This window comes from Pseudomonas trivialis, assembly GCF_036864995.1.
In the GTDB taxonomy this organism is placed as follows: domain Bacteria; phylum Pseudomonadota; class Gammaproteobacteria; order Pseudomonadales; family Pseudomonadaceae; genus Aquipseudomonas; species Aquipseudomonas trivialis.
This window is the reverse complement of sequence record NZ_CP142151.1, coordinates 4,185,956-4,202,054: the sequence shown is the minus strand read 5'-3', so window position 1 is coordinate 4,202,054 and position 16,099 is coordinate 4,185,956. Positions and strand designations below refer to the sequence as shown.

The window sequence follows — 16,099 nt, the reverse complement described above, 5'->3', positions numbered from 1 at the left end:
ACCCCAAAGTAATCAAAGGGCTCTTGCCCCAATACTCGGCCAGCGTTTTTTGCGGTCGCATTCAAGAATGTCACCAGCTTGTGACATTTACCTTCCGCTTCGTTACTTGCCCCTTTTGCGCCCTTGTTTAGACTCCGGTCATCCCACAAAAAATAATAAGGGCCACCCATGACCACGCAACCACTGCCTGCCAGCAGTTGGCTGAACGCTCCTGCCCACCACGCCTGGCTCGCCGCCGAAGGCCAGCGCCTGCTGTCATTCGCCAAGGCCTCACGCCTGCCTGACGGTTTTGGCAACCTCGACGATAAAGGTCAACTGCCGGCCGACGCCCGCGCTGAAACCATGAACACCGCCCGCATGACCCACAGCTTCGCCATGGCCCATGCCATGGGGTTGCCCGGCTATGCCGAACGGGTGGCACACGGTGTCGCAGCCTTGAGCGGCCCGTTGCGCGACAGTGAGCACGGTGGCTGGTTTGCCGCGGCCAATGCCTGCGATGGCAATACCGGCAAGGCCGCCTACCTGCATGCGTTCGTCGCCCTCGCGGCGAGCTCTGCCACCGTGGTCGGTGCACCCGGCGCGCAGAACCTGCTCAATGACGCGATCCACATCATCGATCAGTTCTTCTGGAGTGAAGAGGAGGGCGTGATGCTTGAGTCCTTCTCCCAAGACTGGAGCGGCGTCGAGGCCTATCGAGGCGCCAACAGCAACATGCACGCCACCGAAGCCTTCCTCGCCCTGGCCGATGTCACCGGCGACACTCGCTGGCTGGACCGCGCGCTGCGCATCGTCGAACGGCTGATCCACACCTTTGCGGCCGGCAAGCAGTTCATGGTGATCGAGCATTTCGACGCACACTGGAAACCGCTGCCTGCGTATAACGAAGACAACCCCGCCGACGGCTTTCGTCCCTACGGCATCACGCCCGGCCATGGGTTCGAGTGGGCAAGGCTGCTGTTGCACCTCGAGGCCGCGCGCCTGCAAGCCGGGCTGGCCACGCCTGACTGGCTGGTGAGCGACGCCAAAGGCCTGTTCGCCAGCGCCTGCGAATACGCCTGGGCTGTGGATGGGGCGCCGGGCATTGTCTACACGTTGGATTGGAGCCATCGCCCGGTAGTGCGCGAGCGCCTGCACTGGACCCATGCCGAAGCCAGCGCCGCTGCCCAGGCCTTGCTCAAGCGTACCGGTGAGCTGCATTACGAAATTTGGTATAGACGCCTCTGGGAGTTCTGCGAAACTCAATTCATCGACCGCGTCCACGGCAGTTGGCACCACGAACTCAGCCCGCATAACCAGCCCGGCAGCAGGATCTGGGGCGGCAAACCGGATCTGTACCATGCCTGGCAAGCGGTGGTGCTGCCTGCACTGCCGTTGTGGCCAAGCATGACGACCGCTCTGGGCGCCGGGCGCTATGTCACCAAGTGGTGACATTTGTGCATCCCTTTGTTACCTGCACTTGAAAAATCCATGTTTAAACTCCGTGCAGCGCAAGCTCCAGACTTGCATGCATAACAACAAGAAAAGGTATTGTGATGAACGCGATTAATCGCCTCGCTCTAGCTGTTTCCGTTGCTTCTTTGTTTCCCCTCAGTGCATTTGCCGCCGACTCCAAAGGTACGGTTGAAGTCGTGCATTGGTGGACCTCGGGTGGTGAAAAGGCGGCTGTTGATGTCTTGAAGGCCCAAGTCGAAAAAGACGGCTTTACCTGGAAAGACGGTGCCGTCGCAGGTGGCGGTGGCGCCACTGCCATGACCGTGCTGAAAAGTCGCGCGGTGGCCGGCAACCCGCCAGGCGTTGCCCAGATCAAAGGCCCAGACATCCAGGAATGGGCGTCCACCGGCTTGCTCGACACCGACGTCCTCAAGGACGTGGCCAAGGAAGAGAAGTGGGATTCCCTGCTCGACAAGAAAGTCTCCGATACCGTGAAGTACGACGGTGACTACGTGGCCGTTCCGGTGAACATTCACCGCGTGAACTGGCTGTGGATCAACCCGGAAGTCTTCAAGAAAGCCGGCATCACCAAAAACCCGACCACCCTCGAAGAATTCTACGCAGCCGGCGACAAGCTCAAAGCCGCGGGCTTCATTCCGCTCGCCCATGGTGGCCAGCCTTGGCAGGACAGCACCGTATTCGAAGCCGTGGTCCTGTCGGTGATGGGCCCGGAGGGCTACAAGAAGGCTCTGGTTGACCTCGACAACGCGGCGCTGACCGGGCCGGAAATGATCAAGTCGCTCACCGAGTTGAAGAAAGTCGCGACCTATATGGACGTCGACGGCAAAGGCCAGGACTGGAACCTCGAAGCAGGCAAGGTCATCAACGGCAAGGCCGGCATGCAGATCATGGGTGACTGGGCCAAGTCCGAATGGACCGCCGCCAAGAAAGTCGCCGGCAAGGACTACGAGTGCGTAGCCTTCCCGGGCACCGACAAGGCCTTCACCTACAACATCGACTCCCTGGCCGTGTTCAAGCAGAAAGACAAAGGCACTGCGGCCGGTCAGCAGGACATCGCCAAAGTCGTGCTGGGTGAAAACTTCCAGAAAGTGTTCAGCATCAACAAGGGTTCGATCCCTGTGCGCACCGACATGCTCACTCAAATGGACAAGCTGGGCTTCGACTCCTGCGCCCAGACCGCTGCCAAGGACTTCCTGGCAGACGCCAAGTCCGGCGGCCTGCAGCCAAGCATGGCGCACAACATGGCCACCACCCTGGCGGTGCAAGGTGCGTTCTTTGACGTCGTGACCAACTACATCAACGACCCGAAAGCCGACCCGGCCGACACTGCCAAGAAGCTCGGTGCTGCGATCAAGTCGGCCAAATAAGCTGCAAGCTGCAAGTTAACAGCTGCAAGTGGTGTCTTGCCGCTTGTAGCTTCTAACTTGCAGCTGTCTTTATTCTTCTATTGGATTTCCCCATGAGTTCTGTTGCTGTGTTCAGCAAGGCCTCGCCGTTCGATGCACTGCAGCGCTGGCTACCCAAACTGGTGCTGGCGCCGAGCATGTTCATCGTTCTGGTGGGCTTCTATGGCTACATCCTGTGGACGTTTGTACTTTCGTTCACGACCTCTACGTTCCTGCCCAGCTACAAGTGGGCGGGTCTTGCGCAGTACGAGCGGTTGTTCGACAACGATCGCTGGTGGGTCGCAAGCAAAAACCTGGCGCTGTTTGGCGGCATGTTCATCGGTATCACCCTGGTAATCGGCGTGACCCTGGCGATCTTCCTCGACCAGAAAATCCGCCGCGAAGGGTTCATCCGCACTATTTATCTGTACCCGATGGCGCTCTCGATGATCGTCACCGGTACCGCCTGGAAATGGCTGCTCAATCCCGGCATGGGCCTGGACAAACTGCTGCGAGACTGGGGCTGGGAAGGCTTCCGTCTGGACTGGCTGATCGACCCGGACCGCGTCGTCTATTGCCTGGTGATCGCCGCCGTATGGCAAGCCTCGGGCTTTATCATGGCGATGTTCCTTGCGGGCCTGCGGGGTGTTGACCAATCGATCGTGCGCGCCGCGCAGATCGACGGCGCCAGCCTGCCGCGCATCTACTGGAGCGTGGTGCTGCCCAGCCTGCGTCCGGTATTTTTCAGTGCCGTGATGATCCTCGCGCACATCGCGATCAAGAGCTTCGACCTGGTCGCGGCGATGACCGCCGGTGGCCCGGGCTACTCGTCCGACCTGCCCGCGATGTTCATGTATTCGTTCACCTTCAGCCGTGGCCAGATGGGCATGGGCTCGGCCAGTGCGATCCTGATGCTCGGTGCGATCCTCGCGATCATCGTGCCTTACCTCTACTCCGAGCTGAGGACCAAGCGTAATGACTAGTCTCGCTAACAAACCGGCGATCAGCCTGAGCCGCATCGCGATCTACGCGGTGCTGATCCTCGCCGTATTGCTGTACCTGGTGCCGCTGGTGGTGATGCTGCTGACCAGCTTCAAGACCCCGGAAGACATCAGCACCGGCAACCTGCTGAGCTGGCCCACCGTGGTCACCGGCATCGGCTGGGTCAAGGCCTGGGCCACGGTGGATGGCTACTTCTGGAACTCACTGAAGATCACGGTTCCGGCCGTCCTGATCTCCACGGCGATTGGTGCATTGAACGGCTACGTGCTGTCGTTCTGGCGCTTCAAAGGCTCGCAGTTGTTTTTCGGCTTGCTGCTGTTCGGCTGCTTCCTGCCGTTCCAGACCGTGCTGCTGCCGGCGTCGTTCACCCTCGGCAAGATGGGCCTGGTCAGCACCACCACCGGCCTGGTGTTCGTGCATGTGGTCTACGGCCTGGCGTTTACCACGCTGTTCTTCCGTAACTACTACGTGAGCATTCCGGACGCGCTGATCAAGGCGGCCCGACTGGACGGTGCAGGTTTCTTCACCATCTTCCGTCAGATCATTCTGCCGATGTCGACGCCGATCATCATGGTCTGCCTGATCTGGCAGTTCACCCAGATCTGGAACGACTTCCTGTTCGGCGTGGTGTTCTCCAGCGGCGACTCCCAGCCCATCACGGTGGCGCTGAACAACCTGGTCAACACCAGCACCGGGGCCAAGGAATATAACGTGGATATGGCGGCGGCGATGATCGCCGGGCTGCCGACCCTGCTGGTCTATGTGATCGCAGGCAAGTATTTCGTGCGCGGCCTCACGGCCGGCGCGGTCAAGGGGTAATCATGGCTACGCTTGAACTTCGCAATGTAAACAAGACCTATGGCGCCGGCCTGCCCGACACCTTGAAGAACATCGAACTGTCGATCAAGGAAGGCGAATTCCTGATTCTGGTCGGCCCTTCCGGGTGCGGTAAGTCCACCCTGATGAACTGCATCGCGGGCCTGGAGACCATTACCGGCGGCGCGATCATGATCGGTGATCAGGACGTCAGCGGCATGAGCCCCAAGGACCGTGACATCGCCATGGTGTTTCAGTCCTACGCGCTGTACCCGACCATGAGCGTGCGCGAGAACATCGAATTCGGCCTTAAGATCCGCAAAATGCCCCAGGCCGATATCGACGCCGAAGTGGCGCGCGTGGCCAAGCTGCTGCAGATCGAACACCTGCTCAACCGCAAGCCGGGCCAGCTCTCCGGCGGCCAGCAACAGCGTGTGGCCATGGGCCGTGCGTTGGCGCGGCGGCCGAAGATCTACCTGTTCGACGAACCGCTTTCCAACCTCGACGCCAAGCTGCGTGTCGAGATGCGCACCGAAATGAAGCTGATGCACCAGCGCCTGAAAACCACCACCGTCTACGTCACCCACGACCAGATCGAAGCGATGACCCTGGGCGACAAGGTAGCGGTGATGAAGGACGGCATCATTCAGCAGTTCGGCACGCCCAAAGAGATCTACAACAATCCGGCCAACCAGTTCGTGGCGAGCTTCATCGGTTCACCGCCGATGAACTTCGTGCCGCTGCGCCTGCAACGCAAGGACGGTCGTCTGGTGGCGCTGCTCGACAGTGGCCAGGCCCGTTGCGAGCTGGCGCTGAACATGAGCGATGCCGGCCTTGAAGATCGCGATGTGATCCTGGGCCTGCGCCCGGAGCAGATCATGCTGGCGGCGGGCGAGGGCGACAGCGCTTCGAGCATTCGTGCCGAAGTCCAGGTGACCGAGCCGACCGGCCCGGACACTCTGGTATTCGTGCAGCTTAATGACACCAAAGTCTGCTGCCGCCTGGCACCGGACGTGGCACCGCAGGTGGGCGAGACCCTGACCCTGCAGTTCGATCCGGCCAAGGTATTGCTGTTCGATGCCAAAACCGGCGAGCGCCTGGGCACGGCAGCTGCATTGCCTTCATCGGGGCAAGCCGATAATGTGGCCCAATTCAAAAGCCGTTGAATCAGTTAACTGGTTGTTTTAGCTGAAAAAATGTAAACCGCGTTAGATAAAAACAGTTTAATAACAATAAAGACGAGGATGTAGGGATGAAAAAGCAACACAACAACACTCGACTGCTCTGCCAACTGTCCGCAGCAGCAGCCCTGGTATTGTCCGCCAATGCGATGGCGGCCGATGCATTCAGTGCCGATTCCAAGTGGATGACCGGTGATTGGGGTGGCGAGCGTACCAAGCTGATCGAGCAAGGTATCGACATCAAGGCTGACTATGTGGGCGAGATGGGCTACAACGCCCACGGCGGCTTCAACGACGACAAGACCGGTCGCTACTCCGACCAGTTCGGTCTGGGCGTGGCACTGGACCTGCAAAAGCTGTGGGGCTGGGATAACACCCAGGTCAAGATCCAGCTGACCAACCGTAATGGCCAGAACATCTCCAACGACCGCATTGGCGACCCGCGTGCCGGCACGCTGAGTTCGTCCATGGAAGTCTACGGCCGTGGCCACATGGTGCGTCTGACCCAGTTCTGGATCCAGCACCAGATGTTCGACAACAAGCTGGACGTGAAACTCGGTTACTTCGGCGAAGGCGAAGATTTCAACACCTTCCCGTGCGACTTCCAGAACCTGTCGTTCTGCGGCTCGCAAGTGGGTAACTACGTGAACACCTGGTACAACTGGCCAGTCAGCCAGGCGGCTATCCGCGTGAAGTACAACATCACGCCTGAGCTGTTTGCGCAGATCGGTGCCTACAACCAGAACCCGTCGCAGCTGGAGCACGGCAACGGCTTCAAGCTCAGCGGCAGCGGCACCAAGGGCACCGTGATTCCGGTGGAGTTGGTCTGGTCGCCGAAGGTCAACAACCTGCCGGGCGAATACCGTGTGGGCTACTACAAGAGCGCGGCCGATGCAGCCGACGTTCGTGAAGACGTGAACGGCAACGACGCGGGCACCACCGGCGCGGCCTTCCGTACCCACAGCAGCAAAAAGGGCTACTGGTTCGTTGCGCAACAGCAACTCACCACCCACAACGGCGACGCTTCCCGTGGTCTGAACATCGCGGCCAACGCCACGTTCCACGACAAGGAAACCAACCTGGTCGACAACTATCAGTCGATCATGCTGGTGTACAAGGGCCCATTCGATGCGCGTCCAAAAGACGACATCGGTATTGGCGCTGCGCGTCTGCACGTCAACGACGATGTGCGCAAGAACGCTGAACTGGTCAACGCCTCCAACGGTTTCACCGACTACGACCAGGCAGGCTTCGCGCCACTGCGTTCTACCGAGTACAACTACGAAATCAACTACGGCTTCCACGTTACCAACTGGCTGACCGTGCGTCCCAACCTGCAATATGTCACCCACCCAGGTGGCGTGGATAAAGTCGACAACGCGGTAGTCGCCGGTCTGAAAATTCAGTCGGTGTTCTAACCCTGCTGCGATAAGCTCCTCTCTCTGTGCGCATTTTGCGGGTAGCCATGGCTATCCGCTTTTTTTGGGTTGCACTGTGAAATTCAGGACCGTGGCACATGCATGAGCATCCGCTGCAACGCTTTTTCAAATCCCTGCGCGAACGTCCGGTGTTCGCCTGGGAGCGCTTTCAGATGCGCGATGTGTTGGTGATCGACCATCCGCTGTGCCAGGCGGTGTTCAGTCGTCAGGGCGCGCAATTGCTGCATTTTCAACCCGCCGGGCAAAAGCCCTGGCTGTGGTGCGCGGCCAAGTGGCCGCAGGTCGGCGCCATCCGTGGCGGCGTGCCGGTGTGCTGGCCGTGGTATGGCCGGCATCCGAGTGAAAACGCGTGGCCGTCCCATGGCTGGGCGCGGCTGATCGACTGGAAACTGCTCGACAGCAGCACCGCAGAAGATGGCGTGCGCCTGCATTGGCAATTGCAGTTGTGCGACTGGCAGGTCGACCTGCACGCCCACCTCGGCGATACCCTGGAGCTGCGCCTGAGCACCGAGCATCAGGACGAGCTGCCATGTCAGCTGAGTCACGCGTTGCACGCTTACTGGCGTATCGGTCACGTCGACGAGGTAGCGCTGTCTGGCCTGGATGGCGCGCAAGGGTATGACCAGCTCAATCGCCAGGTTTGCCAGCAGGAAGGCGAGTTGCGGGTGGACGGTGGCTGTCAGCGGGTGTTCCAGCACGAAGGTGAATTGCAGCTCAAGGATCACGCCTGGCAGCGCGAGCTGTGCATCGACACGGGAGAGAGCGCCGACACCGTGGTGTGGCATCCCGGCAGCCGGCCGCTGCTGGGCGTCAGTTTTAACGAGGCGTCGGGGTTTGTGTGCGTGGAGTCGGCGATGGCGGCGGCGTGCCTGGCGCCGGGGGAGAGGGCGCATTTGAGTTTGCAGGCTCGGGCTGGGGTTTAGCTTTGTGGCTGATGGCCTCATCGGGGGCAAGCCCCCTCCCACACTTTGATTTGTGAATACCTTCAAATGTGGGAGGGGGCTTGCCCCCGATGAGGCCAGTAAAGCCAACCCACAACTTGGCTTAGTTGAACTCATCCCCCACCGGATACCGACTGTCATTCAAACTCTCTTTGATCTTGCGCAGATGCGGCTGAAAATCCACCCCGCGCCGTAACGTCATGCCGGTCGCCAGCACATCCAGTACCGTCAACTGGATGATCCGCGACGTCATCGGCATGTAGATGTCCGTGTCTTCCGGCAACGGGATGTTCAGGCTCACCGTACTGGCCTTGGTCAGCGGCGAGTTCTCGGCGGTCACTCCCAGCACCGAGGCGCCGTTTCCACGGGCGATGCGCGCCACTTCCACCAGCTCACGGGTACGCCCGGTGTAGGAAATAATCACGAACAGCTCGCCGGTATGCGCCACCGACGCGATCATGCGTTGCATCAGCACGTCGGCGTGGGCAGTGACCGCAAGGTTGAAGCGGAAAAACTTGTGCAGCGCATCCATGGCCACCGGTGCCGAAGCGCCCAGGCCAAAGAAGTGGATCTGCCGCGCCTGAATCAGCAAGTCCACGGCCTTGCTGATCAGGGCCGGGTCCAGTGCCTGGCAGGCGCTGTCCAGGGAGGCAATGGCGCTGCCAAAGATCTTCTGCGTGTAGGCCTCGGGGTTATCATCGGCTTCCACCGCGCGGCTGACATACGCCGCGCCGCTGGCCAGACTTTGCGCCAGCTGCAATTTAAGTTCAGGGTAACCACTGACGCCGAACGAACGGCAGAAGCGGTTGACCGTCGGTTCACTGACCGAAGCGGCCTGGGCAAGGGCGGCGATGGAGAAGCGGGTCGCCTGCTGCGGGTTGAGCAGGATGACCTCGGCGACCTTTTTCTCGGCCTTGTTCAATTCTTCGAGGCGGTTCCGGATCTGTTCCAGAAGATTTCGCACGCGGTCCATTCAGTCTTTCCTTCGGGCGACGATGCAAATAAAAAGGCGGTAACCAATCGATGAGTGGCTTTTCGCGGTGGCCTATCCTACTGAGGGTAGCTGAACACCACCACTCGGAATGCGTAATTCGGGAAAATGTTGTGGTTATTACTACATTTTTCCTTGAGTGATACCTTGAAAAAAGGTATTTGTAGCTTAACTTGATAAAAGAACAAACATCATGCCTTCGATAACCGTAGAACCCTGCACCTTTGCCCTGTTTGGCGCCTTGGGTGATCTGGCGCTTCGCAAGTTATTTCCTGCCCTCTATCACCTCGATGGCGCCGATCTGCTGCACGACGACACGCGCATCCTGGCCCTGGCCCGTGAAGCCGGTTCCGAGCAGCAGCACCTAGCCCATATCGAAACAGAACTGCGCAAGTACGTCGGCAAGGCGCTGGATGAGAACGTGGCCCAGCGTTTCCTGGCGCGCCTGACCTACCTGCATGTCGACTTCATGAAAGCCGACGACTACGTCGCCCTGGCCGAAACAGTCGGCAGCGAGCAACGCCTGATCGCCTACTTCGCCACCCCGGCGGCGGTGTATGGCGCGATCTGCGAGAACCTGTCCAAGGTCGGCCTGGCGGACAACACCCGCGTGGTGCTGGAAAAACCCATCGGCTCGGACCTGGAATCCTCGCGCAAGGTCAACGATGCCGTGGCGCAGTTTTTCCCGGAGAACCGCACCTACCGCATCGACCACTACCTGGGCAAAGAGACCGTCCAGAACCTGATCGCCCTGCGGTTTGCCAACAGCCTGTTTGAAACCCAGTGGAACCAGAACTACATCTCCCACGTGGAAATCACCGTGGCCGAGCAGGTCGGCATCGAAGGGCGCTGGGGTTATTTCGACAAGGCCGGCCAGCTGCGCGACATGATCCAGAATCACCTGCTGCAGCTGCTGTGCCTGATCGCCATGGACCCGCCGGCCGACCTGTCCGCCGATAGCATCCGCGACGAGAAGGTCAAGGTGCTCAAGGCTCTGGCGCCGATCAGCCCGGAAGGCCTGACCACCCAGGTGGTGCGCGGCCAGTACATCGCCGGCTACAGCGCCGGCAAGCCGGTGCCGGGTTACCTGGAAGAAGAAAATTCCAACACCCAGAGCGACACCGAAACCTTCGTCGCCCTGCGTGCCGATATCCGCAACTGGCGCTGGGCGGGGGTGCCGTTCTACCTGCGCACCGGCAAGCGCATGCCGCAAAAGCTGTCGCAGATCGTCATCCACTTCAAGGAACCTTCCCACTATATATTCGCCCCCGAGCAGCGCCTGCAGATCAGCAACAAGCTGATCATCCGCCTGCAGCCGGACGAAGGCATTTCCTTGCGCGTGATGACCAAGGAGCAGGGCCTGGACAAGGGCATGCAACTGCGCAGCGGTCCGCTGCAACTGAATTTTTCCGATACCTATCGCAGCGCACGGATTCCGGATGCCTACGAGCGGTTGCTACTGGAAGTGATGAACGGCAATCAGAACCTGTTTGTCCGTAAAGATGAAATCGAAGCCGCGTGGACATGGTGTGACCAGTTGATCGCCGGGTGGAAAAAGTCCGGTGATGCGCCCAAGCCGTACGCGGCGGGTTCCTGGGGGCCGATGAGCTCGATTGCACTGATCACGCGGGATGGGAGGTCGTGGTATGGCGATATCTGAATTGAAACTGCCTCAGGGCGTAACGGCCCATGAGTACCGCACGCCTGCGCTGCTGGCGGACGGCCTGGCCAATGATGTGGCCGAACAACTGCGTACGGCCATCAGCGCCCGTGGCGAGGCCACCCTGGTGGTGTCCGGCGGCCGCAGCCCCGTGACGTTTTTCCAGCAGTTGGCCAAGCAGGGCCTGGACTGGTCCAGGGTCACCATCACCCTGGCGGACGAGCGCTGGGTGCCGGTGGAACACGCCGACAGCAATGCCGGCCTGCTCAAGCAGCACTTGCTGCAGGGCCCGGCCGCCAAGGCGAAGTTCCTGAGCCTCTACAGCGCTGCGGCCAACCTTGAAGACGCGGCCGAGCAGGCCGATCACCTGCTGGCCGAATTGCCTGGCATTGATGTGCTGGTGCTGGGCATGGGCGATGACGGCCACACCGCCTCTCTGTTCCCTGACAGCCCGAACCTTGGCGATGCGTTGGCGCCGGACGGTAGCCGCCGTTGCTGGCCAATGCTGGCGCCGACCGTGCCCCATCAGCGCCTGACCATGAGTCGCGCGTTGCTGGCCACGGCCAGGTACACCGTGCTGTCGATTTCCGGCAGCTCCAAATTGACCACCTTGAGCGCCGCGCTGGCCAGTGACGACGTTGCTGCCATGCCGATTCGCGCGTTTTTGCAACCTACATTAGAGATTTACTGGTGCCCATGAGCCAAGGATCAGCCGCTATGAAAAGCCCTCAACCGACCGTTTCCATGGCGGACAAAGTTGCCCTGATCGACAGCCTCTGCGCCAGGGCGCGGATCCTGCCGGTGATCACCATCGCTCGCGAACAGGACATCCTGCCACTGGCCGATGCGCTGGCAGCCGGTGGTTTGACCGCGCTGGAAGTGACCCTGCGTTCCGAGTTCGGCCTCAAGGCCATTCAGGTGCTGCGCGAGCAGCGCCCTGAACTGTGCACCGGTGCCGGCACTGTGCTCGACCGTCAGATGCTCGACGCCGCCGAGGTGGCGGGTTCGCAATTCATCGTCACCCCCGGCATTACGCGCGACCTGCTGGAAGCCTCGGTGCACAGCCCGATCCCGCTGCTGCCAGGCATCAGCAATGCGTCCGGCATCATGGAAGGCTATGCCTTGGGTTATCGTCGTTTCAAGCTGTTCCCGGCTGAAGTCAGCGGCGGTGTGGCGGCAATCAAGGCACTGGGCGGCCCGTTCGGCGAAGTGAAGTTCTGCCCTACTGGCGGCGTGGGCCCGGCCAATATCAAGAGCTACATGGCGTTGAAGAACGTGATGTGCGTGGGCGGTAGCTGGATGCTTGACCCGGAGTGGATCAGGAACGGCGACTGGGCACGTATTCAGGAAGTCACTGCGCAAGCGCTGGCCCTGCTGGACTGATCGGATGTAAAGAATCGTTGTTGCTGTGCTTAACGGCATTTTTGCGGCGCACTTGGTCGGTGTGCCGCTTTTTTTTGCCTGTAAAAAACCTCAGTCCTTGGCTAGTTGAGTGATCGCATTGATCAGGACATTGATGTCTTCAGCGCAGGTCACCACCCCCGGCGTCACCCGGATACACGTGCCAAATGCCGGCCCTACGCGGGTCGTGGTAAACAGGCCATGCTCCTTGAGCAGACGGTCCACCATCACCTGTTGGTCCCGCCCACTGAACTTGAATGCGGTAATCGCGCAATACAGTCTGGGGTCATCCGGCGTGAGCACTTCAATCCCGGGCAGCGACCGCACCTGACTCACCCACATGTCCCTCAGGTACTTGAGCCGCGCACCCTTGGCCGCCGCGCCACCCAGGCTGCGATGTTCTTCCAGCACCCATGGCAACGTCATCAACGCAGGGAAGTTCGGCGTGCTATAGGGCGTGCGTGCGCGCACATCGGTGGCAGGGTAGTGGCACTCGCCCGTGTCCGGGTCGATATCGGCCATGCGCTCGGGGGCGATGTAAAGAAAACCCAGGGTCAGCGGCGCGCCGATCCACTTGTGCAGGTTGAAGCCGGCAAAGCTGATACCCAATTCGGCGAGATTGAAGTCGATCTGGCCCAGCGCGTGGGCGCCGTCGAGTATCACATCCACGCCGTGAGCTTGCGCGGCCCTGGCGATGGTTTCGACCGGCATCACCAGGCCGGTACGGTGGGTGACATGGGTCAGTGCCATCAGCTTCATGCGCGGATACTGTACAAGTGCCTCGCGGTACGTGTTCACGAGGCTATCGAAACTGGCCGGATGAAGATGGGTGATTTCGATCACTTCCACACCCCGGTAGCCCGCCAGCCAGCGCATCGCCCCCTTGACCGTGTCGTACTCCAGATCGCTGATCAGCACCTGATCGCCCGGTTGCAGGCGGTTGTAATTGCGGATCAGCGACTGCAGGGCTTGCGTGGCGTTGCGGGTGAAGGCTATCGCTTGCGGGTCGACGTTGATCAAGCCGGCCAACTGATGGCGGATGGCGTCGTTGTCACCGCGCTCGAAGCGTTGGCGCACATGCAGCGAGTTGCTGCGGTTGATGAACGCTATGTGTTCCAGGTACTGCGCCTGTACCGCGCGGCTCATGCGCCCGAAGTAGCCGTTCTCCAGGTTGATCGGGCCGGGTTCCTGCTCATAGCGCTGGGCGATGCTGCGCCAGTGCTGTTCGTTGTTTGCATTCCCTGGCATGGCGAAACTCCTAATGGCGAGGGGCGGGCTTACCGTGTTTGGCGCGCAGTGGTTCCAGCAGTTCGGCCAGGCCGTTGCTGTCGATTTCCTGCATCAAGGCCAGCAGGCCGCCCAGCTCGCCATGGGGAAAACCTTCGCGGGCGAACCAGTTGAGATAGGGGCCGGGGAGGTCGGCGATGATCCGGCCCTTGTATTTGCCGAAGGGCATTTGGCGGGTGATCAGCAGTTCTAGTTTCTCTGGATTCATGGCGATCTTGGGCGGCTAAGACGATGACAGTGAAAATACAGGCATTCTGCATGAAGGCCAAAGGACAGATCATGCAAATAACATAGACACAGATGGTTCAATATTTCATAACATTATGATTTATAAGGTAAATATTTTTTATTGAAAGCTGGCACGGACACTGCAATTACTCTTGCATCCTTTTAAACCTGCCATAAGGAATTGAAAAATGACTGACATCAATAAAGAATCCATCTCCGTACTGAACGACCTGATCGAGACCAGCATTGACGGTCAGAAAGGTTTTAAAGAGTGCGCCGAAGACATCAAGCACCCGGAGCTGAAGGCTCTGTTTGCCAAGCGTTCGGCTGATTGCGCCACCTCTGCTGCAGAACTGAAAACTGCGGTACGTGCGCTGGGCGGCGATCCAGAAGATTCCGGCAGCGTTGCCGGCGCCCTGCACCGTGGCTGGGTCGACGTGAAGTCGATGGTCACCGGTAAAGACGAAGAAGCCGTTCTGAACGAAGCCGAGCGCGGTGAAGACCACGCACTGAAGGCCTACAAAGAAGCGATCGAGAAAATCAACAAGCACAACCTGCTGGGCATTCGCGACCTGGTAGAGCGTCAGTACCACGGCGTGCAACGCAACCACGACCAAGTGAAAGCCCTGCGTAACCAGGCTCGCGCTCAGTCGTAAGCACTGCGCTGTAACCCAATGCGGGAGGGGCTTGCCCCCTCCCGCATTTTTTTGCGTTGGATTTGGGTTCGGAGTCAGCCAATGCTGATCGGTGGCAACTGGGTCAGCGTCAATTCAAGTTGCTTGCGTGGCGCGATGATCTCCGCTTCGCCATCCACCACCAGTTCGTCGCGCTGGTTGAACACGCGGGTGGCGATGCGCACACGAAATTTTGGCAGTTTTTCCAGAATTTCCAGGCGCACCGTCAGCGTGTCGCCGATCTTTACCGGCTTCTGAAAGCTCATTTGCTGGCCTACATAGATGGTGCCCGGTCCAGGCAATTCGCAGGCCACGGCCGCGCTGATCAGCGCGCCACTGAACATGCCATGGGCGATTCGCTCCTTGAACATGGTGGTCTTGGCGTATTCGGCGTCCAGGTGCACCGGGTTGTGGTCGCCGGACATGGCGGCGAACAGTTGGATATCGCGCTCTTCGACGGTCTTGCTGTAGCTGGCGGTCTGGCCGACTTCGAGGGCTTCGTACGGTGTGTTGGTTACCTGGGTCATCTAAAGGTGCATCCTGTGGCTAGTCGGTAATTTAATGGCCGGTTTTGCAAAGGTTATTCGCAGCGCGCCGGCCTGCGCAGGGTCAGGGCCTGGTCGAGCCAGTGCAGTACATCCGCCGTCACTTCATCGCGGTTGGTTTCGTTGAACACTTCATGCCGCGCCTGCGGGTAGACAGTCAATTGCAGGTGCTGGCAGCCGGCCTCACGCAGGGCTTGGGCCAGGTTGTTGAGACGCTTGCCGTCACTCACCGGATCACATTCGCCGCCCACGACCAGAATCGGCAGGCCTGGATCGATCTGCGCGAGGTTGGACGCTTTGCTGATGTGCTGCAAGCCGCCCAGCAGGTCGATCCACAGCTGGTTGGTGCAACGAAAACCACAGAGCGGGTCGTTGATGTAACGGTCGACTTCGACGGGGTCGCGGCTGAGCCAGTCAAATGCTGTACGCGTCGGTTTGAACGCCTTGTTGAATGAGCCGAACGACAGCCAGTCGATCAGCGCACTGCGCCCGCGCAAGCCCTGTCGAGCGCGTTCGACACGCGCTATCACGCGGGCGGCGCGATACAGGGCCACCGGCTGGAAATTCGAACCGCTGAGAATTGCCCCATGCAGGCTGGCGCTGTGGTGCAGCAGGTAGACCTGGGCGATGTAACTGCCCATGCTGTGGCCCAGCAGAATGATCGGCAACCCCGGCTGCTGCTGGCCGATATGCTGGTGCAGGCTGGCGAGGTCGCCGACCACCGTGTTCCAGCCGTCCTGCTCGGCATACAGGCCCAGGGTGCCTGAGTCGGCGGTACGGCCGTGGCCACGCTGGTCCAGCGCATACACACCGTAGCCGCCGGCGCACAATGCTGCGGCCAGGCGCCCATAGCGCCCGCTGTGTTCGGCCATGCCATGGGACAGCATCACCACGGCCCTGGCGGGGCCCTCCGGCAGCCATTGATTGACGTACAGACGGCTTTGGTCAGTCGCGGTCAGCCAGAAGGTGCTGTGGTTCATGGCGCTTTCCTTTGCTCGGGATGGGTGCAGTGTATCGCGCACCAGGTATCTGCCCACGCCTCAGCGGCAAGATTCATACAATCAATGACACGATTTAGCGTATTTGCCAGTTTGGCC

The 16,099-nt window shown here is 60.1% G+C and carries 16 protein-coding genes; 11 read left to right on the top strand and 5 right to left on the bottom strand.

Features of this window, described 5'->3' with window-relative positions; all coding sequences use genetic code 11:
- Nucleotides 1-168: 168 nt before the first annotated feature.
- The 7 genes from VRB54_RS18405 (at nucleotide 169) to VRB54_RS18375 (ending at nucleotide 8,198) form a co-directional block, all read left to right on the top strand.
- Entirely contained in the window at nucleotides 169-1,428 is a 1,260-nt protein-coding gene (locus tag VRB54_RS18405; protein ID WP_338478299.1) for an AGE family epimerase/isomerase, read from the top strand.
- A gap of 104 nt (nucleotides 1,429-1,532) precedes the next feature.
- The gene (locus VRB54_RS18400) at nucleotides 1,533-2,819 is read left to right on the top strand and encodes an ABC transporter substrate-binding protein (RefSeq protein ID WP_338478298.1); all 1,287 of its coding nucleotides are present in this window, start codon (nucleotides 1,533-1,535) and stop codon (nucleotides 2,817-2,819) included.
- Between the two features lie 92 nt (nucleotides 2,820-2,911).
- The gene (locus VRB54_RS18395) at nucleotides 2,912-3,820 is read left to right on the top strand and encodes a sugar ABC transporter permease (protein WP_338478297.1); all 909 of its coding nucleotides are present in this window, start codon (nucleotides 2,912-2,914) and stop codon (nucleotides 3,818-3,820) included.
- The gene (locus VRB54_RS18390; RefSeq protein ID WP_338478296.1) at nucleotides 3,813-4,658 is read left to right on the top strand and encodes a carbohydrate ABC transporter permease; all 846 of its coding nucleotides are present in this window, start codon (nucleotides 3,813-3,815) and stop codon (nucleotides 4,656-4,658) included. The genes VRB54_RS18395 and VRB54_RS18390 overlap by 8 nt, the downstream gene beginning before the upstream one ends.
- A 2-nt stretch (nucleotides 4,659-4,660) precedes the next feature.
- The gene (locus tag VRB54_RS18385) at nucleotides 4,661-5,821 is read left to right on the top strand and encodes an ABC transporter ATP-binding protein (RefSeq protein WP_338478295.1); all 1,161 of its coding nucleotides are present in this window, start codon (nucleotides 4,661-4,663) and stop codon (nucleotides 5,819-5,821) included.
- An 86-nt stretch (nucleotides 5,822-5,907) separates the two neighbouring features.
- The gene (locus VRB54_RS18380; protein ID WP_338478294.1) at nucleotides 5,908-7,254 is read left to right on the top strand and encodes a carbohydrate porin; all 1,347 of its coding nucleotides are present in this window, start codon (nucleotides 5,908-5,910) and stop codon (nucleotides 7,252-7,254) included.
- A gap of 98 nt (nucleotides 7,255-7,352) precedes the next feature.
- Nucleotides 7,353-8,198 carry a D-hexose-6-phosphate mutarotase gene (locus tag VRB54_RS18375; protein WP_209984124.1) on the top strand — a complete coding sequence of 282 codons (846 nt, stop codon included), beginning with the start codon at nucleotides 7,353-7,355 and terminating at the stop codon, nucleotides 8,196-8,198.
- 121 nt (nucleotides 8,199-8,319) lie between these two features.
- On the opposite strand, the gene VRB54_RS18370 is transcribed toward VRB54_RS18375, so the two are convergent.
- Nucleotides 8,320-9,180, bottom strand: coding sequence for a MurR/RpiR family transcriptional regulator (locus VRB54_RS18370; RefSeq protein ID WP_338481128.1), 861 nt, complete (start codon nucleotides 9,178-9,180; stop codon nucleotides 8,320-8,322).
- Between the two features lie 220 nt (nucleotides 9,181-9,400).
- On the opposite strand from VRB54_RS18370, the gene zwf reads away from it, so the two are divergent.
- From zwf to VRB54_RS18355, 3 genes are read left to right on the top strand one after another with little or no spacing between them, the layout of a single operon-like run.
- Nucleotides 9,401-10,867 (top strand): glucose-6-phosphate dehydrogenase, encoded by a 1,467-nt coding sequence (gene zwf, locus VRB54_RS18365; RefSeq protein WP_338478293.1) that lies wholly within the window; start codon nucleotides 9,401-9,403, stop codon nucleotides 10,865-10,867.
- Nucleotides 10,854-11,567, top strand: coding sequence for a 6-phosphogluconolactonase (gene pgl, locus VRB54_RS18360; RefSeq protein ID WP_338478292.1), 714 nt, complete (start codon nucleotides 10,854-10,856; stop codon nucleotides 11,565-11,567). The genes zwf and pgl overlap by 14 nt, the downstream gene beginning before the upstream one ends.
- Before the next feature lie 17 nt (nucleotides 11,568-11,584).
- Nucleotides 11,585-12,250 carry a bifunctional 4-hydroxy-2-oxoglutarate aldolase/2-dehydro-3-deoxy-phosphogluconate aldolase gene (locus tag VRB54_RS18355; protein WP_057007119.1) on the top strand — a complete coding sequence of 222 codons (666 nt, stop codon included), beginning with the start codon at nucleotides 11,585-11,587 and terminating at the stop codon, nucleotides 12,248-12,250.
- 90 nt (nucleotides 12,251-12,340) lie between these two features.
- Here VRB54_RS18355 and VRB54_RS18350 read toward each other — a convergent pair whose 3' ends face one another.
- On the bottom strand, nucleotides 12,341-13,516 hold the full coding sequence (locus VRB54_RS18350) for an aminotransferase class V-fold PLP-dependent enzyme (RefSeq protein WP_338478291.1): 1,176 nt from the start codon (nucleotides 13,514-13,516) through the stop codon (nucleotides 12,341-12,343).
- A gap of 10 nt (nucleotides 13,517-13,526) precedes the next feature.
- Nucleotides 13,527-13,763, bottom strand: a complete 237-nt coding sequence (locus VRB54_RS18345; RefSeq protein ID WP_017735664.1) for a DUF3820 family protein — start codon at nucleotides 13,761-13,763, stop codon at nucleotides 13,527-13,529.
- Nucleotides 13,764-13,971: 208 nt separating this feature from the next.
- Between VRB54_RS18345 and VRB54_RS18340 the strand changes: the two genes are divergently transcribed.
- The gene (locus VRB54_RS18340; protein ID WP_338478290.1) at nucleotides 13,972-14,439 is read left to right on the top strand and encodes a PA2169 family four-helix-bundle protein; all 468 of its coding nucleotides are present in this window, start codon (nucleotides 13,972-13,974) and stop codon (nucleotides 14,437-14,439) included.
- A 74-nt stretch (nucleotides 14,440-14,513) separates the two neighbouring features.
- Here the strand turns inward: VRB54_RS18340 and VRB54_RS18335 are convergent, their stop codons facing one another.
- Nucleotides 14,514-14,984 (bottom strand): MaoC family dehydratase, encoded by a 471-nt coding sequence (locus tag VRB54_RS18335; protein ID WP_057007116.1) that lies wholly within the window; start codon nucleotides 14,982-14,984, stop codon nucleotides 14,514-14,516.
- A gap of 53 nt (nucleotides 14,985-15,037) precedes the next feature.
- Nucleotides 15,038-15,982 (bottom strand): alpha/beta hydrolase, encoded by a 945-nt coding sequence (locus VRB54_RS18330; protein WP_338478289.1) that lies wholly within the window; start codon nucleotides 15,980-15,982, stop codon nucleotides 15,038-15,040.
- Nucleotides 15,983-16,099 lie beyond the last annotated feature (117 nt).